Source organism: Streptomyces sp. NPDC053513, assembly GCF_044544765.1.
Lineage (GTDB): Bacteria > Actinomycetota > Actinomycetes > Streptomycetales > Streptomycetaceae > Streptomyces > Streptomyces litmocidini.
This window is the reverse complement of record NZ_JBITXP010000011.1, coordinates 85,397-111,264: the sequence shown is the minus strand read 5'-3', so window position 1 is coordinate 111,264 and position 25,868 is coordinate 85,397. Positions and strand designations below refer to the sequence as shown.

Annotated in this window: 25 protein-coding genes and 5 tRNA genes; 11 read left to right on the top strand and 19 right to left on the bottom strand. The window is 71.2% G+C overall.

Annotated features, from left to right (window positions below; all coding sequences use genetic code 11):
• Nucleotides 1–30: 30 nt before the first annotated feature.
• A complete protein-coding gene (gene thiD / locus ACIGW4_RS20880; RefSeq protein WP_123455580.1) occupies nt 31–825 on the bottom strand; it encodes a bifunctional hydroxymethylpyrimidine kinase/phosphomethylpyrimidine kinase in 795 nt (264 codons plus the stop codon).
• Nucleotides 822–1,784, bottom strand: a complete 963-nt coding sequence (locus tag ACIGW4_RS20875) for a thiamine-phosphate kinase (RefSeq protein ID WP_116158650.1) — start codon at nt 1,782–1,784, stop codon at nt 822–824. Before ACIGW4_RS20875 ends, thiD begins: the two co-directional genes overlap by 4 nt.
• A 233-nt stretch (nt 1,785–2,017) precedes the next feature.
• On the opposite strand from ACIGW4_RS20875, the gene ACIGW4_RS20870 reads away from it, so the two are divergent.
• Nucleotides 2,018–2,251 carry an Lrp/AsnC family transcriptional regulator gene (locus ACIGW4_RS20870; protein WP_017947604.1) on the top strand — a complete coding sequence of 78 codons (234 nt, stop codon included), beginning with the start codon at nt 2,018–2,020 and terminating at the stop codon, nt 2,249–2,251.
• Nucleotides 2,252–2,271: 20 nt separating this feature from the next.
• Entirely contained in the window at nt 2,272–2,769 is a 498-nt protein-coding gene (locus ACIGW4_RS20865) for a DUF3515 domain-containing protein (protein WP_123455578.1), read from the top strand.
• Nucleotides 2,770–2,843: 74 nt separating this feature from the next.
• Here ACIGW4_RS20865 and ACIGW4_RS20860 read toward each other — a convergent pair whose 3' ends face one another.
• The 3 genes from ACIGW4_RS20860 to ACIGW4_RS20850 all read right to left on the bottom strand — a co-directional run bounded on the left by ACIGW4_RS20860 (nt 2,844) and on the right by ACIGW4_RS20850 (nt 5,814).
• Nucleotides 2,844–3,983, bottom strand: coding sequence for a D-alanine--D-alanine ligase family protein (locus ACIGW4_RS20860; protein WP_123455577.1), 1,140 nt, complete (start codon nt 3,981–3,983; stop codon nt 2,844–2,846).
• Nucleotides 3,984–4,063: 80 nt separating this feature from the next.
• Nucleotides 4,064–5,065, bottom strand: a complete 1,002-nt coding sequence (locus ACIGW4_RS20855; protein ID WP_123455576.1) for an NAD(P)H-dependent glycerol-3-phosphate dehydrogenase — start codon at nt 5,063–5,065, stop codon at nt 4,064–4,066.
• On the bottom strand, nt 5,062–5,814 hold the full coding sequence (locus ACIGW4_RS20850) for a 1-acyl-sn-glycerol-3-phosphate acyltransferase (protein ID WP_123455575.1): 753 nt from the start codon (nt 5,812–5,814) through the stop codon (nt 5,062–5,064). The genes ACIGW4_RS20855 and ACIGW4_RS20850 overlap by 4 nt, the downstream gene beginning before the upstream one ends.
• 126 nt (nt 5,815–5,940) lie before the next feature.
• On the opposite strand from ACIGW4_RS20850, the gene cofC reads away from it, so the two are divergent.
• Both cofC and ACIGW4_RS20840 read left to right on the top strand, forming a co-directional pair.
• Complete coding sequence (gene cofC, locus ACIGW4_RS20845) at nt 5,941–6,606, top strand: 2-phospho-L-lactate guanylyltransferase (RefSeq protein ID WP_399582187.1); 666 nt, start codon at nt 5,941–5,943, stop codon at nt 6,604–6,606.
• Between the two features lie 10 nt (nt 6,607–6,616).
• Nucleotides 6,617–6,826 (top strand): hypothetical protein, encoded by a 210-nt coding sequence (locus tag ACIGW4_RS20840; RefSeq protein WP_030551092.1) that lies wholly within the window; start codon nt 6,617–6,619, stop codon nt 6,824–6,826.
• A 116-nt stretch (nt 6,827–6,942) separates the two neighbouring features.
• Here ACIGW4_RS20840 and ACIGW4_RS20835 read toward each other — a convergent pair whose 3' ends face one another.
• The 4 genes from ACIGW4_RS20835 to leuC all read right to left on the bottom strand — a co-directional run bounded on the left by ACIGW4_RS20835 (nt 6,943) and on the right by leuC (nt 10,150).
• Nucleotides 6,943–7,650: an HU family DNA-binding protein gene (locus ACIGW4_RS20835; RefSeq protein WP_123455574.1), complete on the bottom strand. Its 708-nt coding sequence runs from the start codon at nt 7,648–7,650 to the stop codon at nt 6,943–6,945.
• Nucleotides 7,651–7,793: 143 nt separating this feature from the next.
• Nucleotides 7,794–8,021, bottom strand: coding sequence for a hypothetical protein (locus ACIGW4_RS20830; RefSeq protein WP_015036430.1), 228 nt, complete (start codon nt 8,019–8,021; stop codon nt 7,794–7,796).
• Nucleotides 8,022–8,125: 104 nt separating this feature from the next.
• Nucleotides 8,126–8,719, bottom strand: coding sequence for a 3-isopropylmalate dehydratase small subunit (gene leuD, locus ACIGW4_RS20825; RefSeq protein ID WP_123455573.1), 594 nt, complete (start codon nt 8,717–8,719; stop codon nt 8,126–8,128).
• A 6-nt stretch (nt 8,720–8,725) separates the two neighbouring features.
• The gene (gene leuC, locus ACIGW4_RS20820) at nt 8,726–10,150 is read right to left on the bottom strand and encodes a 3-isopropylmalate dehydratase large subunit (protein WP_399582182.1); all 1,425 of its coding nucleotides are present in this window, start codon (nt 10,148–10,150) and stop codon (nt 8,726–8,728) included.
• 140 nt (nt 10,151–10,290) lie between these two features.
• On the opposite strand from leuC, the gene ndgR reads away from it, so the two are divergent.
• Nucleotides 10,291–11,007 (top strand): IclR family transcriptional regulator NdgR, encoded by a 717-nt coding sequence (gene ndgR / locus ACIGW4_RS20815; protein WP_005311436.1) that lies wholly within the window; start codon nt 10,291–10,293, stop codon nt 11,005–11,007.
• Between the two features lie 125 nt (nt 11,008–11,132).
• On the opposite strand, the gene ACIGW4_RS20810 is transcribed toward ndgR, so the two are convergent.
• The 10 genes from ACIGW4_RS20810 to ACIGW4_RS20765 form a co-directional block, all read right to left on the bottom strand.
• Nucleotides 11,133–11,205, bottom strand: a tRNA-Glu gene (locus tag ACIGW4_RS20810).
• Nucleotides 11,206–11,247: 42 nt separating this feature from the next.
• Nucleotides 11,248–11,319 (bottom strand) — tRNA-Gln (locus tag ACIGW4_RS20805).
• Nucleotides 11,320–11,337: 18 nt separating this feature from the next.
• Nucleotides 11,338–11,413: transfer RNA gene (locus ACIGW4_RS20800), tRNA-Glu, on the bottom strand.
• 61 nt (nt 11,414–11,474) lie between these two features.
• Nucleotides 11,475–11,547 (bottom strand) — tRNA-Glu (locus ACIGW4_RS20795).
• 39 nt (nt 11,548–11,586) lie between these two features.
• Nucleotides 11,587–11,658: transfer RNA gene (locus ACIGW4_RS20790), tRNA-Gln, on the bottom strand.
• A gap of 95 nt (nt 11,659–11,753) precedes the next feature.
• Nucleotides 11,754–12,476, bottom strand: coding sequence for an HAD family hydrolase (locus tag ACIGW4_RS20785; protein ID WP_123455571.1), 723 nt, complete (start codon nt 12,474–12,476; stop codon nt 11,754–11,756).
• Between the two features lie 27 nt (nt 12,477–12,503).
• Nucleotides 12,504–13,175 carry a DUF4241 domain-containing protein gene (locus ACIGW4_RS20780; RefSeq protein WP_399582179.1) on the bottom strand — a complete coding sequence of 224 codons (672 nt, stop codon included), beginning with the start codon at nt 13,173–13,175 and terminating at the stop codon, nt 12,504–12,506.
• A 122-nt stretch (nt 13,176–13,297) separates the two neighbouring features.
• Nucleotides 13,298–14,770: a glutamate--tRNA ligase gene (gltX, locus tag ACIGW4_RS20775; protein ID WP_123455569.1), complete on the bottom strand. Its 1,473-nt coding sequence runs from the start codon at nt 14,768–14,770 to the stop codon at nt 13,298–13,300.
• Entirely contained in the window at nt 14,763–15,548 is a 786-nt protein-coding gene (locus ACIGW4_RS20770) for a fumarylacetoacetate hydrolase family protein (RefSeq protein ID WP_123455568.1), read from the bottom strand. Before ACIGW4_RS20770 ends, gltX begins: the two co-directional genes overlap by 8 nt.
• Nucleotides 15,549–15,748: 200 nt before the next feature.
• Nucleotides 15,749–15,952 carry a hypothetical protein gene (locus ACIGW4_RS20765; protein ID WP_123455567.1) on the bottom strand — a complete coding sequence of 68 codons (204 nt, stop codon included), beginning with the start codon at nt 15,950–15,952 and terminating at the stop codon, nt 15,749–15,751.
• Nucleotides 15,953–16,520: 568 nt separating this feature from the next.
• On the opposite strand from ACIGW4_RS20765, the gene ACIGW4_RS20760 reads away from it, so the two are divergent.
• The 6 genes from ACIGW4_RS20760 to ACIGW4_RS20735 all read left to right on the top strand — a co-directional run bounded on the left by ACIGW4_RS20760 (nt 16,521) and on the right by ACIGW4_RS20735 (nt 25,851).
• Nucleotides 16,521–20,297 (top strand): nitrate- and nitrite sensing domain-containing protein, encoded by a 3,777-nt coding sequence (locus tag ACIGW4_RS20760; protein ID WP_399582174.1) that lies wholly within the window; start codon nt 16,521–16,523, stop codon nt 20,295–20,297.
• A 9-nt stretch (nt 20,298–20,306) separates the two neighbouring features.
• A complete protein-coding gene (locus tag ACIGW4_RS20755; protein ID WP_030496942.1) occupies nt 20,307–20,720 on the top strand; it encodes a roadblock/LC7 domain-containing protein in 414 nt (137 codons plus the stop codon).
• Between the two features lie 163 nt (nt 20,721–20,883).
• Entirely contained in the window at nt 20,884–21,288 is a 405-nt protein-coding gene (locus ACIGW4_RS20750; protein ID WP_017235980.1) for a DUF742 domain-containing protein, read from the top strand.
• Nucleotides 21,269–21,847, top strand: a complete 579-nt coding sequence (locus ACIGW4_RS20745; RefSeq protein WP_123455565.1) for an ATP/GTP-binding protein — start codon at nt 21,269–21,271, stop codon at nt 21,845–21,847. The genes ACIGW4_RS20750 and ACIGW4_RS20745 overlap by 20 nt, the downstream gene beginning before the upstream one ends.
• Nucleotides 21,848–22,187: 340 nt before the next feature.
• Nucleotides 22,188–25,427: a nitrate- and nitrite sensing domain-containing protein gene (locus ACIGW4_RS20740; protein WP_359592565.1), complete on the top strand. Its 3,240-nt coding sequence runs from the start codon at nt 22,188–22,190 to the stop codon at nt 25,425–25,427.
• Between the two features lie 10 nt (nt 25,428–25,437).
• Nucleotides 25,438–25,851 carry a roadblock/LC7 domain-containing protein gene (locus tag ACIGW4_RS20735; RefSeq protein ID WP_030224397.1) on the top strand — a complete coding sequence of 138 codons (414 nt, stop codon included), beginning with the start codon at nt 25,438–25,440 and terminating at the stop codon, nt 25,849–25,851.
• The last annotated feature ends 17 nt before the right edge of the window (nt 25,852–25,868 follow it).

Sequence of the window (25,868 nt, the reverse complement as noted above, 5' to 3'; positions counted from 1 at the left end):
AACCGGCCTTTTGCCATGCCCTGACGCCGTTCAGTCCCGGAACCGCCAGCCGTGGTCGACCGGTCCGATGCCCGCGCCCAGCGCGAAGCCCGCGGCGATGGCCCCCGTCACGTACTCCTTCGCCTGCCGCACCGCCTCCGGCACCGTCAGGCCCTTGGCGAGCCCGGAGGCGACCGCCGAGGCGAGCGTGCAGCCCGTCCCGTGGGTGTGCCGGTTGTCGTGGCGCGGGGCGCGCAGCCAGTGCTCCTCGGTGCCGTCCGTGAGCAGGTCCACGGCCTCCCGGCCGGTGGGCAGGTGTCCGCCCTTGATCAGGACCCAGCGGGGCCCGTACGACAGCACGGCCTCGGCGGCCGTCCGCATGTCGTCCTCGTGGCCGACGTGGACGCCGGTGAGCTGGGTCACCTCGTCCAGGTTGGGGGTGGCGACGGTCGCGACCGGCAGCAGCTTCGTGCGGACGGAGTCGAGCGCGGTCTCGGCGAGCAGCGGGTCGCCGTGCTTGGAGACGCCGACGGGGTCGACGACGACGGGGGCCTCGACGGAGGCGAGGAGGTCCGCCACCGTCTCCACGAGCGCGGCCGTGGCGAGCATCCCGGTCTTCACGGCCTGGACGCCGATGTCGTCGACGACGGCCCGGTACTGGGCGCGCACGGCCTCCGCGGGGAGCTCCCAGACGCCCTGGACGCCCCGGGAGTTCTGGGCGGTGACGGCGGTGAGCACGCTCATGCCGTGGACGCCGAGCGCGAGCATCGTCTTCAGGTCGGCCTGGATGCCGGCACCGCCGCCGGAGTCGGATCCGGCGACGGTGAGGACCAGCGGGGGATTCACTCCGTCTCTCCGAAGTGGTCCCAGCCGCCCACGCTGTGCCAGGGCGCGCCGTCCACGGTGACCTGCGGCAGCGCCGAGGGGTGGAGGACCTCGCCGATGACCTTCCAGCGGGCGGGGAGCTTCACGTCCGGCGGGAAGGTGGCCACGATGGCGTGGTCCTCTCCCCCGGTGAGCACCCACTGCATGGGGTCGACGCCGACGGCCTGGCCGATGTCGTTCATCTGGGTGGGGATGTCGATGAGGCCCGAGCGCAGGTCGATGCGGACCTTGCTGGCCTCGGCGATGTGCCCGAGGTCGGCGATGAGGCCGTCGCTGACGTCGCACATGGCGGTGGCGCCGAGCCCGGCGGCGGCGGGGCCCGCGTGGTACGGCGGTTCGGGCCTGCGGTGGGCCTCGACGAAGGCGCGCGGGGAGCGGAAGCCGCGGGAGAGGACCGCGTATCCGGCGGCGGACCAGCCGAGCCAGCCGGTGTAGGCGACGACGTCGCCGGGCTGGGCGCCGCCGCGGGTGACCGGGTCGTGGTTGCGGAGGTCGCCGAGCGCGGTGATGGAGACCATGATCGTGTCGCCGCGGACGACGTCGCCGCCGACCACCGCCGCGCCCGCGACCTGACATTCGTCGCGCAGCCCGTCCATGAGTTCCGTGGGCCAGGTGACGGGGAGTTCGGCGGGGACGACGAGGCCGAGGAGGAGCGCGGTGGGGACCGCGCCCATGGCGGCGATGTCGGCGAGGTTCTGCGCGGCGGCCTTGCGGCCGACGTCGTAGGCCGTCGACCAGTCGCGGCGGAAGTGACGTCCTTCGAGCAGGATGTCCGTGCTGGCCACCACGCGCCGGTCGGGGGCGGAGACGACCGCGGCGTCGTCGCCGGGCCCGATCCGTACCGCCGGGGTGGAGGTGAGCCGGGACGTGAGCTCTCTGATGAGCCCGAACTCTCCCAGCTCTCCGACTGTGCCCTTCACCGCGTCTCACCTCGTGTCTTCGTGCCGGCCGGCGGGCGGGGGCGCGTCTGGGCGCGCCGCGGGTCGCGGGCCGTCACCGTGCTGGGTACCGTCAAGTAGACCGTCAACTTCTGTCCTGCGTACGCCACACCCCGAGCGCCTCCGGACGCCCGGGTCTCCCCGTGGCCCGCGGCGACGCGGTACCGTGGCGTCCCTTTCTCCCACAAGATCCTCGTGGTCGCCCTGGAGGTTCCGTGGTTCAGGCGTACATCCTCATCCAGACCGAGGTGGGCAAGGCGTCGACCGTCGCCGACACCATCTCCAAGATCCCGGGGGTCATCCAGGCCGAAGACGTCACAGGACCGTACGACGTGATCGTGCGCGCGCAGGCGGACACCGTCGACGAGCTGGGCCGCATGGTGGTCGCCAAGGTCCAGCAAGTGGACGGCATCACGCGCACCCTCACCTGCCCGGTCGTTCATCTGTAGCCCCCGTCTACGCTTGGCCGGTGACGTCTTCCCACCGGCCCTTCGGCCTGCCCGCCGCCGTCGCGGCCGCCGTTCTGCTGTCGGCCGCCGCCGGCTGTTCCTCGCCGGACGCCGCGGCGTCCGTCGTGGTCCCGAGCCCGCCGGCGAAGGAGGCCGCCCTCTGCCAGGCGCTGGCGAAGGAGCTTCCCGACACCGTGGCGGGTCTGGCGCGGAGTGACCCGGAGCCCGGCTCCGAGTTGACCGCCGGGTGGGGTGACGGTGCGATCGTACTGCGCTGCGGGGTCCCCCGGCCCGAAAAGATGAGCGACCCGAAGGCGCAGGGCGTCTCCGCGAACGGCGTGCGCTGGATGCTGGAGCGGCGCGAGGGTGCCGGGCCCCGTTTCACCTCGGTGTACCGCAGGACGTACGTCGAGGTGACACTGGACGAGCGGTACGCGCACGACGCCGGTCCGCTCACGGACCTCGCGGGACCCGTGGAGCGGACCGTGCCGTGCACCCTGAAGTCGGAGTGCGGGTGAACGCGGAGCCGGGGCGCGGGTGACCGCACTCCGGCTCCCCGGTCGCGGGTCGCCCGCCCCCGGCCGCGTTCCGTCTAGCGCAGGCCCGTGGAGCGGGTCAGCGCGGCCTGGACGAGCCGGTCGACGAGCTCGGGGTAGCTGACGCCGCTCTCCTGCCACATGCGCGGGTACATGGAGATGGGCGTGAAGCCCGGCATGGTGTTGATCTCGTTGATGACGAAGTCGCCGTCCTCGGTGAGGAAGAAGTCGGCGCGGACCAGGCCCTCGCAGGAGACGGCCTCGTAGGCGGCGACGGCGAGGCGCTGGACCTCGGCGGTGGCCTCGTCCCCGATGGGGGCGGGCACGATGCCGGAGGCCGAGTCGATGTACTTGGCCTCGAAGTCGTAGAAGTCGTGGTCGGTGACCGGCGGGATCTCGGCCGGGACGCTGGCGCGCGGGCCGTCCTCGAACTCCAGGACGCCGCACTCGATCTCGCGGCCGCGCAGCAGCGACTCGACGAGGATCTTGGGGTCGTGGCGGCGGGCCTCCTCGATGGCCTCGTCCAGGCCGGAGAGGTCGTCGACCTTGGTGATGCCCATGGAGGAGCCGCCGCGGGCCGGCTTCACGAAGAGCGGCCAGCCGTGGTCGGCGGCGAACTCGACGATCTTCTTGCGGGCGGCGGCGGGGTTCTGCTCCCACTCGCGCGGCCGGATGACCTCGTACGGGCCGACGGGGAGGCCGAAGGAGACGAAGACGCGCTTCATGTACTCCTTGTCCTGGCCGACGGCGGAGGCGAGGACGCCCGCGCCGACGTAGGGGACGCCGGAGAGCTCCAGGAAGCCCTGGAGGGTGCCGTCCTCGCCGTAGGGGCCGTGGAGGACCGGGAAGACGACGTCGACCTCGCCGAGGGCCTTGGGGACCTGTCCCGGCTCGGTGAGGACGACCTCGCGGCTCGACGGGTCGACGGGCAGGACGACGCCGCCCTGCTCGGACTCGGCCAGGTCGGAGACGTTGGGCAGCTTCCGGTCGGCGATGGCCATCCGCTCGGGGGCGTCGGCGGTGAGCGCCCAGCGCCCGTCCGTCGTGATGCCGATGGGCAGCACGTCGTACTTGTCCCGGTCGATGGCGCTCAGGACGGCGCCCGCCGTGACGACGGAGATGGCGTGCTCGGAGCTGCGTCCGCCGAAGACGACGGCCACGCGCGGCTTGCGGGGGCTCTGGGTGTTCTCGCTCATATCGCGATGAGCGTACCTTGCGGCTCCCGAACTGCTGAGCGCCCCGCTCGCACGCGCGCGTACGGCTCACACGGCCGGGCTCAGCGGCGCTCGGGCTTGGCCGAGCGCGACATGAGCTCCTTGAGGGCGACGACGGGCGGCTTTCCGTCGTGGACGATCGAGACGACGGTCTCGGTGATGGGCATGTCGACGCCGTGGCGGCGGGCCAGATCGAGCACGGACTCGCAGGACTTGACGCCCTCGGCGGTCTGCCTGGTGGCCGCGATGGTCTCCTGGAGGGTCATGCCCCGGCCGAGGTTGGTGCCGAAGGTGTTGTTCCGGGAGAGCGGCGAGGAGCAGGTGGCGACGAGGTCGCCGAGGCCCGCGAGGCCGGAGAAGGTGAGCGGGTCGGCGCCCATGGCGAGGCCGAGGCGGGTGGTCTCGGCGAGGCCGCGGGTGATGAGCGTGGCCTTGGAGTTGTCGCCGAGGCCCATGCCGTTGGCGATGCCGACGGCGAGGCCGATGACGTTCTTGACGGCGCCGCCGAGTTCGCAGCCCACCACGTCGGTGTTGGTGTACGGGCGGAAGTACGGGGTCATGCAGGCGGTCTGGAGCCGCTGGGCGACCGTCTCGTCGGAGCAGGCGACGACGGCGGCGGCGGGCTGCCGGGCGGCGATCTCCTTGGCCAGGTTGGGGCCGGTGAGGACGGCCACGCGGTCGGCGGGGACGTCGGCGACCTCGGTGATCACCTCGCTCATCCGCTTGGCGGTGCCGAGTTCGACGCCCTTCATGAGGGAGACGAGGACGGTGTCGGGGGCGAGCACCGGCCGCCAGGCGGCGAGGTTGCCGCGCAGGGTCTGGGAGGGGACGACGAGGACGGTGAAGTCGGCGTCCGCGGCGGCCTCGGCGGGGTCCGCGGTGGCCGTGATGCCCCGCGGGAGTTCGACGCCCGGCAGGTAGTCGGGGTTGGTCCGGCCGGCGTTGATCTCCTTGGCGAGCTCGGCGCGGCGGCCCCAGAGGCTCACCTCGCAGCCCGCGTCGGCGAGCACCATGGCGAAGGCGGTGCCCCAGGATCCGTTGCCGAAGACGGCTGCCCTGGTCACTTGGCGCCCTCCCCGGCGGCCTTGCGCCGCTGCTCCAGGCGGGCCTTGCGGTGGTCGTACGGCTCGGGGGGCGCCTTCTCTCCGCGGACCTCCTCCAGGAGGGCGGTGATGGCGGCCATGATGACCTCGGTGGCCTCGCGCAGGACCTCGGGGGTGGGCTCCAGGCCGTCGAAGCGGGAGAGGTCGACGGGCGGCCCGGCCTGCACGATCAGCGTCTTGCGGGGGAACAGGCGGAGCTTGTTCTCCTTGGCGTACGGCGGCATCGCGAGGTTGGCGCCCCACTGGGCCACCGGGATGACGGGGACCTTGGTCATCAGGGCGACGCGGGCGGCGCCGGTCTTGCCGGCCATGGGCCACATGTCGGGATCGCGGGTGAGGGTGCCCTCCGGGTAGAAGGCGACGCACTCGCCGCGCTCGATGGCGTCGACGGCGGCGCGGAAGGCGTCGAGCGCGTTGGTCGTCTCGCGGTAGACGGGGATCTGGCCGGTGTTGCGGAGCATCGTGCCGACGAAGCCGCCCTTGAAGAGTCCGGCCTTGGCGAGGAAGCGCGGGACCCGGCCGGTGTTGTACTGGTAGTGCGCGTAGGACAGCGGGTCCAGGTAGGAGTTGTGGTTGACCGCGGTGATGAAACCGCCGTCGGCCGGGATGTGCTCCATACCGCGCCAGTCCCGCTTGAACAGAACCACCAGGGGGGGTTTGGCGATGACCGCCGCGAGGCGGTACCAGAAGCCGATTCTGCGGCGGGGCACTCGGACACCTTTCTCCGGGACTGGCTGGCAGGGGGTCAAGTGTCGCCCCATGCTCCTGGTCTGTCGAGTGACACCGTACGCCCCGGCGCCTCCGGCGGGCCGCGTGGGCGGGACAGAATGGCCCCGATGAAGACGCTGCCCCCGATGCGCACCGGCTCCGACGACGGCTGGTCCCTGGTCGTCCCCCTGAAGCCCCTCGCCCTGGCCAAGAGCAGGCTGGCGGCCGCGGCGGGGGCGCGGCTGCGTCCCCGGCTCGCGCTGGCGTTCGCCGAGGACACCGTGGAGGCGGTGCTGAACTGCGCGCGCGTGCGGGATGTGGCGGTCGTCACGGACGATCCGGTGGCCGGTGCGGCGCTCGCGGCGCTGGGCGCGCGGATCGTGCCGGACTCCCCGGCGGCGGGGCTCAACGCGGCGCTGGCGCACGGGGCGCGGGCCGTGCGTTCCGGGCGGCCGCACGCATGCGTGGCGGCGCTCAACGCGGACCTCCCGGCGCTGCGGCCGGCGGAGCTGACCCGGGTCCTGGACGCGGCCGGAAATTTTCCGAGGGCATTTCTCGCGGATGCCGCCGAAATAGGTACGACATTCCTCTCGGCGGCGCCGGGGACGGAATTGGAACCGGCATTCGGGGGCGCGTCGAGGCTGCGGCATTTGTCATCGGGGGCGGCCGAAATCCGGCTCGCCGGGGTCGATTCCGTACGCCGGGACGTGGACACCGGGGAGGACCTGGCGGCGGCGCTGGCGCTGGGGCTCGGTCCGCGGACGGCCGCCCGGTGGCCGGCGGTGGCCCGATAGGCTGCGGTCCATGCAGGCGACCGCGTTCACGTACGACCCCGAGACCCGCAGCGGCAGTGTGCTGCTCGACGACGGCACCCCCGTGGAGTTCGGGGCGGAGGCCTTCGAGGCGGGCGGGCTGCGGCTGCTGCGGCCGGGGCAGCGGGTGCGGATCGAGGCCGAGCCGGGCACGTCGGGCGCGGGGCTCCGGATCACCCTGGTGACGCTGCAGACCTTCTGAGAGTCCCGGCCGGAGCGCCCGGTCGGAGCACCGGGGCGCGTGGTCCGGGCGTCCGGACGCGCCGCGGGCCGGGCTCCCGGAGGGGAGCCCGGCCCGGCGGGTCGGTACCGCGCGTCCTACTTCTTGGCGGCGGTCTTCTTGGCGGTCGTCTTGCGCGCCGTCGTCTTCTTGGCGGGCGCCTTCGTCGCCGTGGCCTTCTTCGCGGCCGGCGCGGTCTTCTTGGCGGTGGCCTTGGTCGCCTTCTTCGCGGTGGCGGCCGTGGTGGTCTTCTTGGCGGCGGCGGTGGTCTTCTTCGCCGCGGCCGTCGTGGCCTTCTTCGCCGGGGCGGCCTTCTTCGCGGCTGCGGCGGTGGTCTTCTTGGCGGCGGCGGTGGTCTTCTTCGCCGCGGCCGTCGTGGCCTTCTTCACCGGGGTCGCCTTCTTCGCGGCGGCCTTCTTGGCGGTGGTGGCCTTCTTGGCGGCGGCCTTCTTCACGGTCGCGGAGGCGCCACCGGTGAGGCTGCCCTTGGGGGCCTTCTTGACGGAGACCTCGCCGCCCTTGGGGAGCTTCTTCGAGCCGCTGACCAGGTCCTTGAAGCCCTGACCTGCACGGAAGCGCGGGACGGAGGTCTTCTTGACCCGGACGCGCTCACCCGTCTGCGGGTTGCGGGCGTAGCGGGCCGGCCGGTCGACCTTCTCGAACGAGCCGAAACCGGTGACCGAGACCCGGTCACCGGCCACCACGGCACGCACGATGGCGTCGAGCACGTGGTCGACGGCTTCGGCGGCCTGCTGACGACCGCCCATCTTGTCGGCAATCGCTTCTACGAGCTGCGCCTTGTTCACGTCTTCCCCTTCGGAGACATTGCCAGAACGAAAGTGTTCAAGCTTTTTCGCACGTTAGGCATGTATATACCGCAAATCAAACACGAAACGGTCTAATCACCCTAGTGCCGCAACGCGGAAGTTCCGTTGCGGAGTTCCTGGTGTCAGTCGTCCTCTGGGAATCGGCCCTCGTCGAGGTCCTTCATCAACCGGTCGAGACGCGTGGCCGCGTCCTTGAGATCGTGCTTCGCCGCTGCCGTGACGACCAGCAGCTTCCGGGACAGCGCCATCCTTACGCCCTCCGGGACTTGCAGTGAGCGCACCCTGGTGTGTGCTTCCTTCAATCGGGCGGCGACTGCCTCGTAGAGCTCGAGTTGGCTGTCGCGTTCCATGCACCGATTGTGCCATCTAGGGCGAGTTGTCGCCCGACAGGGTCTCAACAAGCGACTGCGCCCCCCACCGGGCGGTGGGGGGCGCAGTCTTGGAAAAGCGCTGCTCAGACCGTAATTGTACGGGGTTTGAAGGCCGGTCGGGCAGCCTCGTAGGCGGCGATGTCCGCTTCGTTCTGAAGGGTGAGGCTGATGTCGTCGAGGCCGTTCAGCAGTCGCCAGCGGGCGTTCTCGTCGAGCTCGAAGTCGGCGTCGATCCCGGGGGCGAGGACCTTGCGGGCCTCCAGGTCGACGGTGACCTCGACGGTCGGGTCGGCCTCGGTCAGCTCCCAGAGGGCGTCCACCGTCTCCTGCGGGAGGACGACGGTGAGCAGGCCGTTCTTCAGCGAGTTGCCGCGGAAGATGTCGGCGAAGCGGCTGGAGATCACGGTCTTGAAGCCGTAGTTCTGCAGCGCCCAGACGGCGTGCTCGCGGGAGGAGCCGGTGCCGAAGTCGGGGCCGGCGACCAGGACCGTGGCGCCCTGCCGCTCGGGGCGGTTGAGGACGAACTCGGAGTCCTTGCGCCAGGCCTCGAAGAGACCGTCCTCGAAGCCGTCGCGGGTGACCTTCTTCAGCCAGTGCGCCGGGATGATCTGGTCGGTGTCGACGTTGCTGCGGCGCAGCGGGACGGCCCGGCCGGTGTGCGTGGTGAAAGCTTCCATGGTTCCTCAGACCCCCGCGGTGGTGACGACGTCGGACAGATCGGCCGGGGAGGCCAGGTGGCCCAGGACGGCGGTGGCGGCGGCGACCTGGGGGGAGACCAGGTGGGTGCGGCCGCCCTTGCCCTGCCGGCCCTCGAAGTTGCGGTTGGAGGTGGACGCGGAGCGCTCACCGGGGGCCAGTTGGTCGGGGTTCATGCCCAGGCACATCGAGCAGCCCGCGTGCCGCCATTCGGCGCCGGCCTCCTTGAAGACCTTGTCCAGGCCCTCCTCTACGGCCTGCAGGGCGACCCGGACCGAGCCGGGGACGACCAGCATGCGGACGCCGTCGGCGACCTTGCGGCCCTCCAGGAGGGAGGCCGCGTTGCGCAGGTCCTCGATGCGGCCGTTGGTGCAGGAGCCTACGAAGACGGTGTCGACCTTGATGTCGCGCAGCGGCTGTCCGGCGGTCAACCCCATGTACTCCAGGGCCTTTTCGGCAGCGAGACGCTCCGAAGCGTCTTCGTACGAAGCCGGGTCGGGGACGTTCGCCGAAAGCGGCGCGCCCTGGCCGGGGTTGGTGCCCCAGGTGACGAACGGCGCCAGCGCGGCCGCGTCGATGACGACCTCGGCGTCGAAGACCGCGTCCTCGTCGGACTTCAGGGTCTTCCAGTACGCGACGGCGGCGTCCCAGTCCTCGCCCTCGGGGGCGTGGGCGCGGCCCTTCAGATAGGCGAAGGTGGTCTCGTCGGGGGCGATCATGCCCGCGCGGGCACCGGCCTCGATCGACATGTTGCAGATGGTCATCCGGGCCTCCATCGAGAGCTTCTCGATGGCGGAGCCGCGGTACTCCAGGACGTAGCCCTGGCCGCCGCCGGTGCCGATCTTCGCGATGATCGCCAGGATCAGGTCCTTGGCGGTGACGTCCTCGGGCAGCTCGCCGTCGACCGTGATCGCCATGGTCTTGGGGCGGGCCATCGGCAGCGTCTGGGTGGCGAGCACGTGCTCCACCTGGCTGGTGCCGATGCCGAAGGCCAGCGCGCCGAAGGCGCCGTGCGTGGAGGTGTGCGAGTCGCCGCAGACCACGGTGGTGCCGGGCTGGGTCAGGCCCAGCTGGGGGCCCACGACGTGGACGACGCCCTGCTCGACGTCGCCGAGCGGGTGCAGCCGGACGCCGAATTCGGCACAGTTCTTGCGGAGGGTCTCCAGCTGGGCGCGGGAGACCGGGTCGGCGATCGGCTTGTCGATGTCGAGGGTCGGGGTGTTGTGGTCCTCGGTGGCGATGGTGAGGTCGAGGCGCCGTACCTGCCGGCCGTTCTGCCGGAGACCGTCGAAGGCCTGGGGGCTGGTCACCTCGTGCAGCAGGTGCAGATCGATGAAGAGGAGGTCGGGCTCGCCCTCGGCGCGCCGGACGACGTGGTCGTCCCAGACCTTCTCCGCGAGTGTCCTACCCATCGCTTTCCCTCCGGCCGACGTCTACGCCGGCACAACTAGAGACCCGTTTCGCGGGCCGTTGTGCGGCCGCATCACCAGAGTCACAGGTTCCGAGAAAAATTGAACTTGCGTTTCACAGAGTGAGACGCGAATATCGTTGCATGGACAACTCTAGCGGCGTAGGCGTTCTCGACAAGGCAGCCCTTGTCCTGAGCGCCCTGGAGTCCGGTCCGGCCACCCTCGCAGGACTGGTCGCGGCGACGGGACTCGCACGACCCACGGCACATCGCCTCGCCGTGGCACTGGAACACCACCGGATGGTGGCGCGCGACATGCAGGGCCGGTTCATCCTCGGACCGCGCCTGGCGGAGCTCGCCGCCGCGGCCGGCGAGGACCGCCTGCTCGCGACCGCGGGCCCCGTCCTGACGCATCTGCGCGACGTCACCGGCGAGAGCGCCCAGCTCTACCGGCGCCAGGGCGACATGCGCATCTGCGTGGCGGCGGCCGAGCGGCTCTCGGGCCTGCGGGACACCGTCCCGGTCGGCTCGACGCTGACCATGAAGGCCGGCTCGTCCGCGCAGATCCTGATGGCCTGGGAGGAGCCCGAGCGGCTGCACCGCGGCCTCCAGGGCGCCCGCTTCACGGCGACGGCCCTGTCGGGCGTACGGCGCCGCGGCTGGGCCCAGTCGATCGGCGAGCGGGAGCCGGGCGTGGCGTCCGTCTCCGCGCCCGTGCGCGGCCCCTCGAACCGCGTGGTGGCCGCCGTCTCGGTCTCGGGTCCCATCGAGCGCCTGACGCGCCACCCGGGCCGTATGCACGCCCAGGCGGTCATCGACGCCGCCGCCCGCCTCTCCGAGGCGCTCCGCCGCAACGGCTGAGTCCCTCCGTCCCTCCTGTTCGTACCGGCCCACCGCTCCAACGCCGCAGCGGTGGGCCGGAGTTGTGTGCGCGGTACCGAACAGCGAAGAAGCCCTCCCCCGAAGGGAAGGGCTTCTTCGTCTTGTACCCCCGACCGGATTCGAACCGGCGCTACCGCCTTGAGAGGGCGGCGTGCTAGGCCGCTACACAACGGGGGCAAGATCTTGCGTCCGGGCGACGGATCGCCTGGATTCACTGCGCTGGCCTACCTGGACTCGAACCAAGACTAACTGAACCAGAATCAGTCGTGCTGCCAATTACACCATAGGCCACTGGTGGTTTAGACCAGTTGGTACCCCCGACCGGATTCGAACCGGCGCTACCGCCTTGAGAGGGCGGCGTGCTAGGCCGCTACACAACGGGGGCCCTAGCGATCCTGCATCGGGTTCACCGGGAGCTACCCAGGTGATCCCGCGGGAAGGATCTGTACCCCCGACCGGATTCGAACCGGCGCTACCGCCTTGAGAGGGCGGCGTGCTAGGCCGCTACACAACGGGGGCTTGTGGATGCCATCCACAGGTGCAGATGAGCTCTGCGAGCTGGCCTACCTGGACTCGAACCAAGACTAACTGAACCAGAATCAGTCGTGCTGCCAATTACACCATAGGCCACCGGAACTTGATCACTTCGAGAAGGGATCCCGCTCGGCTTGCGCTTCCGGGGCTTTCCGGCCTTTCGGCCCGTTCCCCTCGGCGCAGAAAGAACATTACCCGAAGGTGGACGGTGCTCCAAAACGCGTATCCGCACGCAGCAGCCCGGGCAGCTGGCGGAGGTCCGTGATCCGGGTCAGCTCGGGCCTCCCGCCGGTCCCCGCGCGGTCCAGCCAGATCCCCCGGAGGCCCGCCTCCACGGCGCCCCGGGCGTCGATGTCGGGCTGGTCCCCGACGTACGCCACCTGGTGGGGGCGCAGGTCGAGGGCGGCGCAGGCGGCGTGGAAGGCCTCCGGGGCCGGCTTGGCCACCCCCAGCTCGGCGGCGCACACCACGGCCTCGAACCGGTCCCGTACGCCCAGCGCGCGGAGCTTGTGGTCCTGGTTGAGGATGCTGGAGTTGGACAGCACTCCGTGGCGGTAGTCCCGGGCCAGCAGGTCGAGGACGGGCACGGTGTCGGGGAAGAGCTCCCAGGCGGCCTCGTAGTGGACCACGTACCGGTCGAACCAGCCGTCGGCCTCGGCGGCGGTGAGCGCCGGCCGTCCGAGGAAGTCCCGCACCCGGCCGCGCCGCTGCTCCCGGAAGTCCCCGCCCTCGGCCTCGTACCGGCGCCAGTGCAGCTCCGTGAGCTCCTTCCAGCGCCGCAGGGCCTCCTCCGCCGAGCCCCAGGCCTCCAGCAGCCCCTCGGCGGCGAGGTGCGCCCGCATCCCGGCCCGGTCCGCGCTCGCGTAGTCGAAGATCGTGTCGTCGACGTCCCAGAGCACCGCGCGGATGGTCATGGGGACGACGGTACCGCCCGCGGGCCGTCAGGCGGAGGGATCGGGCCCCACGGGCGCGACGAAGAAGTCGGTGACGAAGCACACGACCTCGCCGGCGGCGTCCCGGCCGATCCAGGTCGGGTAGGAGCCGTCACCCCAGCCGGAGGTGAAACCGGCCAGGCCGTGTCCGTCCTCGCCTTCGGCGAGGAACACGGCGGGCCCGTCGCCGACGGCCTCCATGGCCGCCCAGACCGGGCCCTCCTCGTCCTCGGTGCCCGGGAAGGCGGAGTCGGCCGAGGCGTCGTAGAAGCAGCCGGTGCCGGCGTCGACGTCGTACCCGAAGAACTCGTCCTCACCGAGCTCGGCGGGGTCCTGGCCGGGGAGGAGGGCGAGCTCCCAGGAGGTGGCGGGCTCCGCGCGGACCAGAAGGCGAACGGCGGCGACACGGGTGTGCGGACGCGGGCCGGGCTCCGCCCCGGGCCGGAGCAGGGTCGCCACGGCCGCCTGGACCGGATAGCGGCCGGGGGCCACCTCGACGGTGAACGGCTGGACGTCCCCGGTGCCGAGGTTCACGAAGGGGTCGCAGGCGACGATCCGGCCGGTGGGCAGGGCCAGCTCGCCGACCTCCACCGGAGCCAGGGTCCCGGTGGTGCCGTTCTCGTACGAGAAGGCGGTGCCCGGGGTGAACATCCGGGTGTAGTCGGGGGCGGTCATCGGCACGACGGTGGGCCTCTCGGAGGGGAAGGCGGATCGGGACGACCGTATCCAGGGGGTGCGACAACGCCTCGGGGGCGGCACCCGGAGGAGATCCGGGCGCCGCCCCCGAGAGGGACCGCGAAGGGTCAGGCCGCGAGCTTCGCCAGGGCCGCGTCGATGCGGGCCAGGGTCTTCTCCTTGCCCAGGATCTCCAGGGACTCGAAGAGCGGCAGGCCGACCGTGCGGCCGGTGACGGCGACGCGGACCGGGGCCTGCGCCTTGCCGAGCTTGAGGCCGTGGGCCTCGCCGGCGGCCAGGACGGCGTTCTTGAGGGACTCGGGGTCGCTCCAGTCGGCCGCGTCGAGCTTCTCGCGGGCGGTGGTGAGCAGGGCCGCGGGCTCGCCCTTCATGGCCTTGTCCCACGAGGGCTGGTCGAAGGCCGGCTCGGGCAGGAAGAGGAAGTCGACGTTGGCCGTGATCTCGGAGAGCACGGTCAGGCGGGTCTGGGCGTGCGGGGCGATCCGCTCCCAGGCCGTGCGGTCGAAGTCCTCGGGGGCCCAGGGGGCGTGCGGGGCCTGGAGCCAGGGCTCGCACGCCTCGGTGAACGCCTTCACGTCCAGCATGCGGATGTGGTCCGCGTTGATGGACTCGGCCTTCTTGAGGTCGAAGCGGGCCGGGTTGGCGTTGACGTCGGCGATGTCGAACTTCGCCACCATCTCGGGGATGGTGAAGATGTCCTGGTCGGCCGAGAAGGACCAGCCGAGGAGCGACAGGTAGTTCAGCAGGCCCTCGGGGAGGAAGCCGCGCTCCCGGTAGAGGTTGAGGGAGGCCTGCGGGTCGCGCTTGGAGAGCTTCTTGTTGCCCTCGCCCATCACGTACGGCAGGTGGCCGAAGGAGGGGATCTCCTTGGCGATGCCCAGCTCGATCAGCGCCTTGTAGAGCGCGACCTGGCGCGGGGTGGAGGAGAGCAGGTCCTCGCCGCGCAGGACGTGGGTGATCTCCATCAGGGCGTCGTCGACCGGGTTGACGAGGGTGTAGAGCGGGGCGCCGTTGGCCCGGAGGATGCCGTAGTCCGGCACGTTCTCCGGGGTGAAGGTGAGCTCGCCGCGGACCAGGTCGGTGAAGGTGATCGGCTCGTCGGGCATCCGGAAGCGGACGATCGACGCGCGGCCCTCGGCCTCGTACGCGGCCTTCTGCTCGGCGGTGAGGTCGCGGCAGTGGCCGTCGTAGCCGGAGGGGCGGCCGGCGGCACGGGCGGCCTCGCGGCGCTCGTCGAGCTCCTCGGTGGTGCAGTAGCAGGGGTACGCGTAACCGCCGGCGACCAGCTTGTCGGCGACGTCCTTGTAGATGTCCATCCGCTGCGACTGGCGGTACGGGGCGTGGGGGCCGCCCACCTCCGGGCCCTCGTCCCAGTCGAGGCCGAGCCACTTCAGCGAGTCGAGGAGCTGGTTGTACGACTCCTCGGAGTCGCGCGCAGCGTCGGTGTCCTCGATGCGGAAGACCATGGTGCCCTGGTTGTGCCGGGCGAAGGCCCAGTTGAAGAGGGCGGTGCGGACCAGACCCACGTGGGGGTTGCCGGTCGGCGAGGGACAGAAACGGACGCGGATCGCGTTAGCCACGCTTGATCACCTTATTGGTGAGAGTGCCGATGCCTTCGATGGTGACGGCGACCTCGTCGCCGACGTTGAGGGGGCCGACCCCGGCGGGGGTGCCGGTGAGGATGACGTCTCCGGGGAGCAGCGTCATGGCCTCGGTGATGTGGACGACCAGGTCCTCGATGGAGCGGATCATGTCGCTCGTCCGACCCAGCTGGCGTTGTTCGCCGTTGACCGTGGCCTGGATGGTCAGGTCGTTCGGGTCGAGGTCGGTCTCCACCCAGGGGCCCAGCGGACAACTCGTGTCGAAGCCCTTGGCTCGGGCCCACTGGGCCTCGCGCTTCTGGACGTCGCGGGCGGTCACGTCGTTGGCGCAGGTGTAGCCGAAGATCACGTCCTTGACGCGCTCCCGGGGCACCTCACGGCACATGCGGCCGATCACCACGGCCAGTTCGGCCTCGTGGTGCAGCTCGCTGGAGAAGGAGGGGTACTCGATGGCGTCGCCGGGGCCGATCACCGAGGTGGTGGGCTTGAAGAAGGCGACGGGGACGTCGGGGACCTCGTTGCCGAGTTCGGCGGCGTGCTCGGCGTAGTTGCGGCCGATGGCCACGACCTTGTTGGGGAGCACGGGCGGCAGGAGCCGTACCTTGCTCAGCGGGACCTTGGTGCCGCTGAGCTCGAAGTCGGTGTACGGGATGCCCTTGATGATGTCGAGGACGAGGCCGCCGGACTCGACGGTTCCCTCGCCCTCGACCGCGCCGAAGGCCACATTGCCGTCGATGGAGAATCTGGCGATGCGCACGAGTGCTGTCGCCCCTCACTTGGTACTGGCTGGAGTCTGACGCTCCAGGCTAACGCGGCGAGGGAGCGGCCGAACGGCGATATCACCGGTGCCGATGCGGAGGGCCGGGGGCGGGCCGGGGTGGGAGCCGGGGCGGGCCCGATGCGGAGAGCCGGGGCGGGCCCGGTCCCGGGGGGACGGGCCCTGGCGTCCCCGGGGCGCTAGCGCGTCGCGGAGGCGTACGGCTGGGGCTCGTGGGGAGCCGGGGCCTGCATCAGGATGGTGCGGCGCGGGTTGGCCGTGTTGCCGGGCAGCTCGACCGCGTACTCCGGCTGGGCGCCTCGGCCGAGCTCTGCGGCGTCCGAGAGGTGGACGAGGGTGGAACGGCGGGGGTTGGCCGTGGTGCGGAGCGTCGTCGTCTTCATCGGGGTGATCAGACCTTGTTCCGGGAGAGGCGCCCGTACGGGCGCGAAGGGGTGTAAAGCGTCAGGCTAAACATGCGATTCCCTTCGAATGCATGGCTGAGACATCGATTTGGGTGTGAGTTTGCTCACCAATCGCATTACATTCCGGGCATTACGGACCGCACTCGGCCGTCACGGAAAGGGACATTCCGCCATTGAATGAGCCATTCCGCTCCTGATCATGTCGACTGGGACACACGGGGATGCCCGGCCATTGGGGCTGAAAAGTCCGAATCCTCCGTGATCATCTTCCACATGGGGTGACGTCCCGTGCACGCGCTGTCATGCCCCTCCGGTCGCGACACGCGGCCCTTGTTGCAGATCCGGCACTGTGCTGGAATTCCACGCACCGCCGCGGGTTTCAAGCCGGCGCGCAGGGGGCGCAACGCAGCGCCGGCCTAGTGGCGGGGAAGGGGGAACTGCGCCGGTCACCGACGACCACCTGGGGTGCGCCACGCACCCCGATCGACGCCGACACCGTCCTCTCCGTTCACCCGGAAGGACGCCTGGTCCAGAGGTTGCGACGCTAGTGCAGGGACGTTTCAAGAGGGATGGCTCGGGGTCTCCCCAGGCCCGCCAGGGCCGAGCGGATGCTCCGGCGGAGCAGGAACCGCGTGCCGGGACCGACCGCGGTCCCTCGGCCCCGCACACCCCGAACCAGGGTCAGGGACCGTCCGGCGACGGCGGTGAGGGCGGCAGGCGCGCGAGCGCCGCGGCCACGTCCGCCGAGCCGTCCGACGCCGCCCCCAAGGCCCGTGCCGAGAACGAGGTCGGCCCCCGAATAGCCCTGCGCAACTGGCGCATCTCCACGCGCCTCGTCGCGCTCCTCACCCTCCCCGTGGTCGCGGCGACCACCCTGGGCGGCATCCGCATCAGCGACTCGCTCCAGGACATGGAGCAGCTCGACCACATGCAGCTGCTCACCAAGCTGACCCGAGAGGCCACGGGCCTCGCCCAGGCCCTGCAGGCCGAGCGTGACCTGTCCGCCGGCCCGCTGGCCAACGGCCGCCCGGCCAGCGACTACCAGGTCGCCAACCCGCGCCGGAAGACGGACCGCGAGTACAAGGCCTTCCTGGAGGCCACCGAGGACATCCCGGCCACCGAGGGCGACGAGGCGCTGCGCAGCATCCGCCAGAACGTCAGCCAGATCGCCTCGCAGGTCACCGAACTCCACTCGATCCGGAACGCCGCCTACGAGAAGGGCGTCTCCCACTCGGTGACGGTCGAGGCGTACAGCCGCCTCATCCGCTCGCTCCTCAGCCTGTCCCAGGACATGGCGCAGGCGACCAGCAACCCCGAGATGATCAAGCGGACCCGCGCGCTCGCCGCGTTCTCGTCCGCCAAGGAGTACGCCTCCATCCAGCAGGCGATCATCGCGGCCGCGCTCCCCTCCAGCGACCGGGCCTCCGGCAGGCTCCAGCAGGGTGACCGCCTCTACGGCGAGGCCGCCCTCAACAGTGAGGCCGTCGAGCTCAAGTCCTTCCAGGCGATCTACGAGTCGACCGGCGGCGACGCCGCCGAGCGGATCGACTCGCTGAACAGCGGCGACCCGTCGATCAACGCCGCCAACAAGTACGCCGAGCGCGTGCTGAACGCGGACGACACGATGCCGAACGGCCCGCGCCGCGGCTACCTGAACTTCACCGACGAGTACAGCACCAAGATCACGGCCATGAACCGCATCGAGGCGGGTCTCCTCGGCGACATGGAGACGATGGCCCGTGAGCTGAAGCAGGAGTCGCAGCGCGACGCCATCATCAACGGTGCCCTGATCCTCCTCGTCCTCGGCGTCTCGCTCATCGGCGCCTTCGTCGTGGCCCGCTCCATGATCCGCTCGCTGCGCCGACTGCAGGACACCGCGACCAAGGTCGCCCAGGACCGCCTGCCCGAGCTCGTCAAGCAGCTCTCCGAGTCCGACCCGCAGGACGTCGACACCTCCGTCGAGTCCGTCGGTGTGCACTCGCGCGACGAGATCGGCCAGGTGGCCGCGGCCTTCGACGACGTGCACCGCGAGGCGGTCCGCCTCGCCGCCGAGCAGGCCCTCCTCCGGGGCAACGTCAACGCGATGTTCACCAACCTCTCGCGCCGTTCCCAGGGCCTCATCCAGCGTCAGCTCTCGCTCATCTCCGAGCTGGAGTCCCGCGAGGCCGACCCGGACCAGCTCTCCTCGCTGTTCAAGCTCGACCACCTCGCGACCCGTATGCGCCGGAACGGCGAGAACCTCCTCGTCCTCGCCGGTGAGGAGCCGGGCCGCCGCTGGACCCGTCCGGTCCCGCTGGTCGACGTCCTCCGTGCCGCCGCCTCCGAGGTGGAGCAGTACGAGCGCATCGAACTGGCCGCGGTCCCGGCGACCGAGGTCGCCGGCCGGGTCGTCAACGACCTCGTGCACCTCCTCGCCGAGCTGCTGGAGAACGCCACCTCGTTCTCCTCCCCGCAGACCAAGGTCCGGGTCACCGGTCACGCCCTGCCCGACGGCCGCGTGCTCGTCGAGATCCACGACACCGGCATCGGCCTCTCCCCCGAGGACCTCGCCGCGATCAACGAGCGGCTCGCCTCGCCGCCCACCGTGGACGTCTCCGTCTCCCGCCGCATGGGTCTGTTCGTGGTCGGCCGCCTGTCCCTGCGACACGGCATCCGGATCCAGCTGCGCCCGTCCGACTCGGGCGGCACCACCGCGCTCGTCATGCTCCCCGTCGACGTCGCCCAGGGCGGCAAGAAGCCCATGCCCAAGCCGGGCGCGGGCGGCCAGGGCGCGATGCCGCAGGGCCAGGGCTCCTCGGCCCCCGGCGGCCGTCTCCCCGGCGGCCCCGGCGCGGCCGGCGGCCCCGGCGGACGTCCGGGCCAGGGCGGTGCCCCGTCCTCGACGGCCGGCCGCCTCGGCGCCGGTGCCGGTGCCGCGCGCGGTCAGGTCGGTGCGAGCGGCCCCCGGGCCGCGCTGCCCGCCCGTGACGGCGCCCCGCTCGCCGGCGGCCCGCAGCCCCGCACCCCGCAGCCGCAGAACGCCCAGCTGGAGCAGACCGGCCGCCTGCCGCAGGTCCCGCCGGCCCCCCAGTCGCCCGACGCGCTGCGTCCGGGCCCCGGCGGGGGCGGCATGATCGGCGGCGCCGCGAGCGCCATCCCCTCGCGTACGGACGTGTGGGGCAACCAGTCCGGCCCGCAGGCACCGCAGCAGCCGCAGCAGCAGGGCGGGTACGACGCCCCGCGCGCCGAACTGCCCGGCGGCAACCCGCAGGCCCAGCAGCAGCGTCCGCAGGCCGCGAGCTGGGGCAACGACCCGCAGCAGCAGCCGGTCCGGCGCCCGCAGCAGGAGATGTCCCCGCTGGACGCCCCGCGCGGTCACGAGGAGCCGGAGTCGGCGGGCCTGTTCGGGTCCCCGGCGGCCCCGCAGGGCCCCGGTTCCACGGGCCAGTTCCCGCGCCCGGACTTCGGCGCCCCGCAGCAGGCCCCGCAGCCGCAGCAGCAGGCCCCGCAGGCCTACCAGGGCGGTGCGCAGGACCCGGCGTCGACGGCGCAGTTCCCGCGCCCCGACTTCGGTGCTCCGCAGGGCCCCGGCTCCACCGGCCAGTTCCCGCGGCCGGACTTCGGCGCCCCGCAGCAGCAGCCGCAGCAGCAGCAGCAGCCCCAGGCCTACCAGGGCGGTCAGCAGCAGCAGTTCGGTCGGCAGCCCTTCGTGCCGCAGGCCCAGCAGCAGGCCCAGCCCCCGGCGCCGCGCCAGCGGGGCGGGGACGACTTCGGTGCCCCGCGTCCGGCCGAGCCGGCCGGTCTGCAGCCGCAGCAGCCGCAGCTCCAGCAGCCGCGCCGCCCGGAGGCGCTGCCGCCGGCCGGTGGCTCGGGCCAGGGCCGCGTCCCGCTGGACGACCCGCTGGAAGGCAACTGGTACGCCCAGCAGCAGGCCCAGCAGGCGGATCCGGCGCGGACGATGCAGACCCCGGTCGTGTCGCAGCCGTCCGCTCCGGCGCCCCGTCCGGCCGGTGACCCGGCCGGCGACGGTGGCCGGCAGAACGGCGGGGCCGCCTGGCGGACCTCGCCCAACGACGAGCTGGTGCGCCAGGCGGAGCGGGTGCGCAAGCCCGCGGCCGGCGGCGTCACCACCTCCGGTCTTCCGCGCCGTGTGCCGAAGGCCAACCTCGTACCCGGGACCGCACAGGAGCAGGCCCACACGGCCGGCCCCCAGGTCTCGCGTGCACCCGACGACGTCCGCGGCCGGCTCACCAACCTCCGCCGCGGCATTCAGCAGGGCCGTCAGGCCGGCAACTCGACCACGGGTAGCCACCACCTCGGTCCGAACCATCAGCAGGAGCGTTAGTTGAACGCGATGAGCCAGGCGGCGCAGAATCTGAACTGGTTGATCACCAACTTCGTGGACAACACCCCCGGGGTGTCCCACACGGTGGTGGTCTCCGCCGACGGACTCCTGCTGGCCATGTCCGAAGGATTCCCCCGCGACCGCGCCGACCAGCTGGCGGCGGTCGCGTCCGGACTGACCTCGCTGACCGCGGGCGCGTCCCGGATCTTCGAGGGCGGTCCCGTGGCACAGACCGTGGTGGAGATGGAGCGCGGCTTCCTCTTCCTGATGTCCGTCTCCGACGGCTCCTCGCTGGCCGTGCTCGCTCACCCCGAGTGCGACATCGGCCTCGTGGGCTACGAGATGGCGCTGCTGGTCGACCGGGCCGGCAGCGTCCTCACCCCGGATCTCCGTGCGGAGCTCCAGGGCAGCCTGCTCCACTAGGTCACGCACGACGCGGACTCCCCCCTCGTCCGCTACGACCGATCGACAGGGCGGTACGCCCCTCCGTACCGTTCTGGGCACCGTTCACCGTCCGGCCGCCCCACCCGGCCCCCCACCGGCCCCATCAGACGGCAGAAGTCTTGCTGTCACGCCCGGAGGATTCATGACCCCGCCCCCCGCCTCTCACGATCCGTACGGCGCCTCAGTCGACGAGTACGGACACGAGGGCGACCAGCCGCTGGTGCGTCCGTACGCGATGACCGGCGGCCGGACCCGGCCGCGCTACCAGCTCGCCATCGAGGCGCTGGTCAGCACCACGGCCGACCCGGCACACCTGGCCACGCTCCTTCCGGAGCACCAGCGGATCTGCCACCTCTGCCGCGAGGTCAAGTCGGTGGCCGAGGTGTCGGCCCTCCTGTCGATGCCGCTCGGTGTCGCCCGGATCCTCGTGGCCGACCTGGCGGAGGCCGGCATGGTGGCGATCCACCAGCCGGGCAACGGAGAGACCGGCGGCACGCCGGACGTGACACTGCTCGAAAGGGTGCTCAGTGGACTTCGCAAGCTCTAGCGGCGCGGCCAGATCGACCACCAGCGCGAAGATCGTGGTGGCGGGTGGCTTCGGCGTGGGCAAGACCACGTTCGTCGGCGCCGTCTCGGAGATCAACCCGCTGCGTACCGAGGCCGTCATGACGTCCGCTTCCGCGGGCATCGACGACCTCACGCACACCGGTGGCAAGACGACGACGACTGTCGCCATGGACTTCGGCCGCATCACGCTGGACCAGGACCTGATCCTCTACCTCTTCGGTACCCCGGGTCAGGATCGCTTCTGGTTCATGTGGGACGACCTCGTCCGCGGCGCCATCGGCGCCGTCGTCCTGGTCGACACCCGCCGCCTCGCCGACTGCTTCCCCGCCGTCGACTACTTCGAGAACAGCGGCCTGCCGTTCGTCATCGCCCTCAACGGCTTCGACGGCAACCAGCCCTACCAGCCCGAAGAAGTCCGCGAGGCCCTCCAGATCGGCCCCGACACCCCCATCATCACCACCGACGCCCGCCACCGCGCCGACGCCAAGAGCGCCCTCATCACCCTGGTGGAGCACGCGCTCATGGCCCGCCTCAAGTAGAGGGGCCGGTCAGGGCAGTTGTCATATGCCGCTGCCAGGGGCGGTCTGTGTCCTTCGACACGGCCGTCCCCGGGTTCATAACATTTCGACAGAGAATTGAGGCGCCCCGGACACCCGACGCATCCGATCGGTGTCACTGCGCTCACATGAGCCCCGCCATTTGGCGGGGCTCGCTCTTTATGCCCGTTTTATGCGAGGCCTGGACCACTGAAAGGGGCCGCTTCCCACTGTTTGGAACGGACCCCCTTCACGTGCTGCAATTCATGAACTCCCGAGTAGTACGGCCCTGAACGAAACACCGGCACAACGTAGGTGCCGACGCCGAGAGGTTGTTGGTCGAGTGAGGCGAAGCAAGGAAAGCTCCGCGGAGCAGGAGACGCGGGGCAACTTCACGCCGCCGTCGCGCACGGCGGTGTCGCCCGCGGACGTGCCCGTGACGCCGCCCCCCGTGGAAGCTCCCAAGGGCAGCTCCAGCAAGCTCTCGCCCCGCAACTGGCGGGTGCCCACCCGGCTGAACGCGATCCTCTGCATACCCGTGCTCACCGGCCTCGTCATGGGCAGCTTCCAGGTCAAGTCGGCCATCGACACCTGGCAGGAGGCGCAGGACGCCGAGAAGACGGCGCTCATCGTGCGCGCCGCCTCGGAGTACAGCACCGCCCTGCTCAACGAGCGCGACCTCACCGCCGGCCCCCTGCTCGTCGCGAAGACCCCCGAGGACCGCAAGGTCGACGAGGTCACCCAGGCGTACGCCGCGACCGACTCCGCCAAGGCGAAGTTCGACGAGGCCGTCAAGAACATGCCGTCGGGCCAGGGCCTGGAGCGCCGCCTGCGGCTGTTCCAGGACGAGGAGCCGAAGCTGGAGACGCTGCGCAAGGCCGCGTACACCCGCTCCCTCGACCCGGTGAACACCCAGCTCGGTTACACGAGCGTGCAGCACTACCTGATGGAGTTCTCCAACGAGCTCGGTCTGGGCACCGGGAACATCACCAGCTACGGCCGCACCGTCTACGCGATCCAGCTCTCGAAGGGCGCGGAGTCCCTCCAGCGCTCCATCGGCACCCAGCTCCTGGTCCGGCCCAGCCGCGACGAGGCCGTCTTCGCCCAGCAGTCCGTGGCGTTCAACTCGTACAACTACCTGGAGCAGATCGCCCTCGGCGAGTTCAGCTCCGGCGGTCTGCCCGAGGACGTCGACCTCCTCAAGAAGGTCATGGCCGGCAAGGCCGCCGAGGGCGACAAGCGGATGGCCGCGGCCGGCGTCGAGCTCCCCAAGGGCAAGGACGGCTCCGTCTACTCCGGCGTCGCCTCCCAGATCGGCACCGCCAAGGGCCCCGACGGCATCAAGGAGCTGAAGGGCAAGGGCATCACGCCCGAGACCTGGATGGCCGTCGCCACCGCCAAGTTCGACGGCTACAGCGAGGTCGAGAAGACCCTCGTCGACAAGGCCGTGACCGAGGCCGCCGACATCTCCGACGAGGCCAAGACGGACGCCTGGGTCAACGGCGGCATCGTCGTCGTCGCCCTGCTCGCCGCCTTCGTCCTGGCCGGGATGATGGCCCGCCAGATGAGCCGCTCGATGCGCGAGCTGCGGAACGCCGCCTTCGGCATCGCCGAGCAGCGCCTGCCGATGCTGGTCGACCAGCTCTCCCGCACGGAGCCGGGCCGGGTCGACACCCGCGTCCAGCCCATCCCGATCGACTCGCAGGACGAGATCGGCGAGGTCGCCCGCGCCTTCGACCAGGTCCACCGCGAGGCCGTCCGGCTCGCCGCCGAGCAGGCCATGCTCCGCGGCAACGTCAACGCGATCTTCACGAACCTCTCGCGCCGCAACCAGTCGCTGATCGAGGGCCAGCTGACCCTCATCACCGACCTGGAGAACAACGAGGCCGACCCGGACCAGCTGGAGAACCTCTTCAAGCTGGACCACCTGGCCACCCGTATGCGCCGCAACGGCGAGAACCTCCTCGTCCTCGCCGGCGAGGAGCCGGGCCGCCGCTGGGACCAGCCGGTCCCGCTGGTCGACGTCATGCGCGCCGCCTCCTCCGAGGTGGAGCAGTACGAGCGCATCGAGCTGGCCGGCGTGCCGGAGGCCGAGATCCACGGCCAGGCCGTGACCGACCTCGTGCACCTGCTCGCCGAGCTCCTGGAGAACGCCACCACGTTCTCCTCCCCCCAGACCAAGGTCCGCGTCACCGCGACCCGTCTGCCCGACGGCCGCGTGATGGTCGAGATCCACGACAAGGGCATCGGCCTCACCGCCGAGGACTTCGCGGACATCAACCACAAGCTGGCCAACCCGCCGACCGTGGACGCCGCCGTCTCGCAGCGCATGGGCCTCTTCGTGGTCGGCCGGCTCGCCGACCGGCACGGCATCCGGGTCCAGCTCCGCCCCTCGGGCGAGCAGGCCGGAACGACCTCGCTGATCATGCTGCCGGACGCGATCACGCACGGCGGTGGCGGTGAGCAGCCGCTCCAGGACGACTTCACCGTCTCGCAGATCATCCCGCAGCAGCAGCAGAACGCCTTCGAGGCCGCTCCGCAGCAGCAGATGCTCACCGCGGCCGACCTCGGCTTCGACGACTCGCGCTACGAGCAGCCGGCCGAGGAGGAGCGCCAGCTCGACCCGGTCAACCGCTCGCTCCAGCGCGAGGGGCGGCGTGCCGCCCTGGAGGCCCAGGCGCAGGGCGGCGACCGTCCGCTCTTCCGCGACGAGGCGGAGCCGGCGGAGCAGTACGACCAGGGTCAGGAGTACGGGCAGCAGCAGGCCCAGGACTACCCGACCGAGCAGTACCCGGCGCAGGAGTACGGCCAGGAGTACGCGGCCGGCTACCCGCAGCAGGACGGCTTCCAGCAGCAGGACGCCTACCCTCAGCAGGAGGGCTACGCCTACCCGCAGCAGGGTTACGAGGCGTACCCGCAGCAGGGCTATGCGGAAGCCTCGTACGAGACCCCGGAAACCGAACACCAGCAGTACGGCAATGCGTTCGATCAGCAGCCCCACCAGGCAGAGTGGCCTGATCAGAACGCTTACCAGGGCGGCTACGCACAGGATTTCGGAGCGGAACCGGAATCTGCTCCGAGCGCTCCCGAACAGGCCCCCGAGCGCGTAGGCTTCGACCGTCCGGGCCCGACCGCGAGTCCCGCCCCGGACGCCGGACACGCGCTGACCGACGCCGGTCTGCCGCGCCGCGGCAGCGTCGCCCCGCAGACGCAGCAGATGCCGCAGCAGGCGCCGCCGCAGGCGAGGCCCGCGCAGCCGGTGCAGCAGCAGGACGCAGCCGACGGCTCCGACGAATGGCGCTCGACCAACGACGAGCGCTGGCAGCGGGCCGGAAAGCTCAAGGACCCCAAGGCGGGCGGGGTCACCTCGTCCGGTCTCCCCCGCCGGGTCCCGAAGGCCAACCTGGTCGAGGGGACGGCTGAGCAGACCCCGCAGGGCGGCCCCCAGGTCTCCCGCGCACCCGAGGACGTACGGGGCAGGTTGAGCAACCTGCGCCGGGGCGTCCAGCAGGGGCGCAGCGCGGGAACGGACACGAACGGATCGGGCCTCGGCCCGGGCAACACCTACAACCAGGAGCGTTAGTGTGAGCGCGATGAGCCAGGCGGCGCAGAATCTGAACTGGTTGATCACCAACTTCGTGGACAACACCCCCGGGGTGTCCCACACGGTGGTGGTCTCCGCCGACGGTCTCCTGCTGGCGATGTCCGACGGGTTCCCCCGCGACCGCGCCGACCAGCTGGCGGCGGTCGCGTCCGGACTGACCTCGCTGACCGCGGGCGCGTCCCGGATCTTCGAGGGTGGCGCGGTCAACCAGACCGTGGTGGAGATGGAGCGCGGCTTCCTCTTCATCATGTCGATCTCGGACGGCTCCTCGCTGGCCGTGCTCGCCCACCCGGAGGCCGACATCGGCCTCGTGGGCTACGAGATGGCTCTGCTCGTGGACCGCGCGGGCACCGTTCTGACTCCCGACCTCCGGGCGGAACTGCAGGGAAGTCTTCTCAACTAACAGACAGACAGTGCGTT

Excerpts from the sequence above, each read along its gene's own strand:
- ACIGW4_RS20860 (WP_123455577.1), bottom strand. The coding sequence starts at position 3,983 with ATGAGCGAGAACACCCAGAGCCCCCGCAAGCCGCGCGTGGCCGTCGTC.
- cofC (WP_399582187.1), top strand. The coding sequence starts at position 5,941 with ATGAAGACGCTGCCCCCGATGCGCACCGGCTCCGACGACGGCTGGTCC.
- ACIGW4_RS20840 (WP_030551092.1), top strand. The coding sequence starts at position 6,617 with ATGCAGGCGACCGCGTTCACGTACGACCCCGAGACCCGCAGCGGCAGT.
- ACIGW4_RS20830 (WP_015036430.1), bottom strand. The coding sequence starts at position 8,021 with ATGGAACGCGACAGCCAACTCGAGCTCTACGAGGCAGTCGCCGCCCGA.
- leuD (WP_123455573.1), bottom strand. The coding sequence starts at position 8,719 with ATGGAAGCTTTCACCACGCACACCGGCCGGGCCGTCCCGCTGCGCCGC.
- leuC (WP_399582182.1), bottom strand. The coding sequence starts at position 10,150 with ATGGGTAGGACACTCGCGGAGAAGGTCTGGGACGACCACGTCGTCCGG.
- ndgR (WP_005311436.1), top strand. The coding sequence starts at position 10,291 with ATGGACAACTCTAGCGGCGTAGGCGTTCTCGACAAGGCAGCCCTTGTC.
- ACIGW4_RS20785 (WP_123455571.1), bottom strand. The coding sequence starts at position 12,476 with ATGACCATCCGCGCGGTGCTCTGGGACGTCGACGACACGATCTTCGAC.
- ACIGW4_RS20765 (WP_123455567.1), bottom strand. The coding sequence starts at position 15,952 with ATGAAGACGACGACGCTCCGCACCACGGCCAACCCCCGCCGTTCCACC.
- ACIGW4_RS20755 (WP_030496942.1), top strand. The coding sequence starts at position 20,307 with ATGAGCCAGGCGGCGCAGAATCTGAACTGGTTGATCACCAACTTCGTG.
- ACIGW4_RS20750 (WP_017235980.1), top strand. The coding sequence starts at position 20,884 with ATGACCCCGCCCCCCGCCTCTCACGATCCGTACGGCGCCTCAGTCGAC.
- ACIGW4_RS20735 (WP_030224397.1), top strand. The coding sequence starts at position 25,438 with ATGAGCCAGGCGGCGCAGAATCTGAACTGGTTGATCACCAACTTCGTG.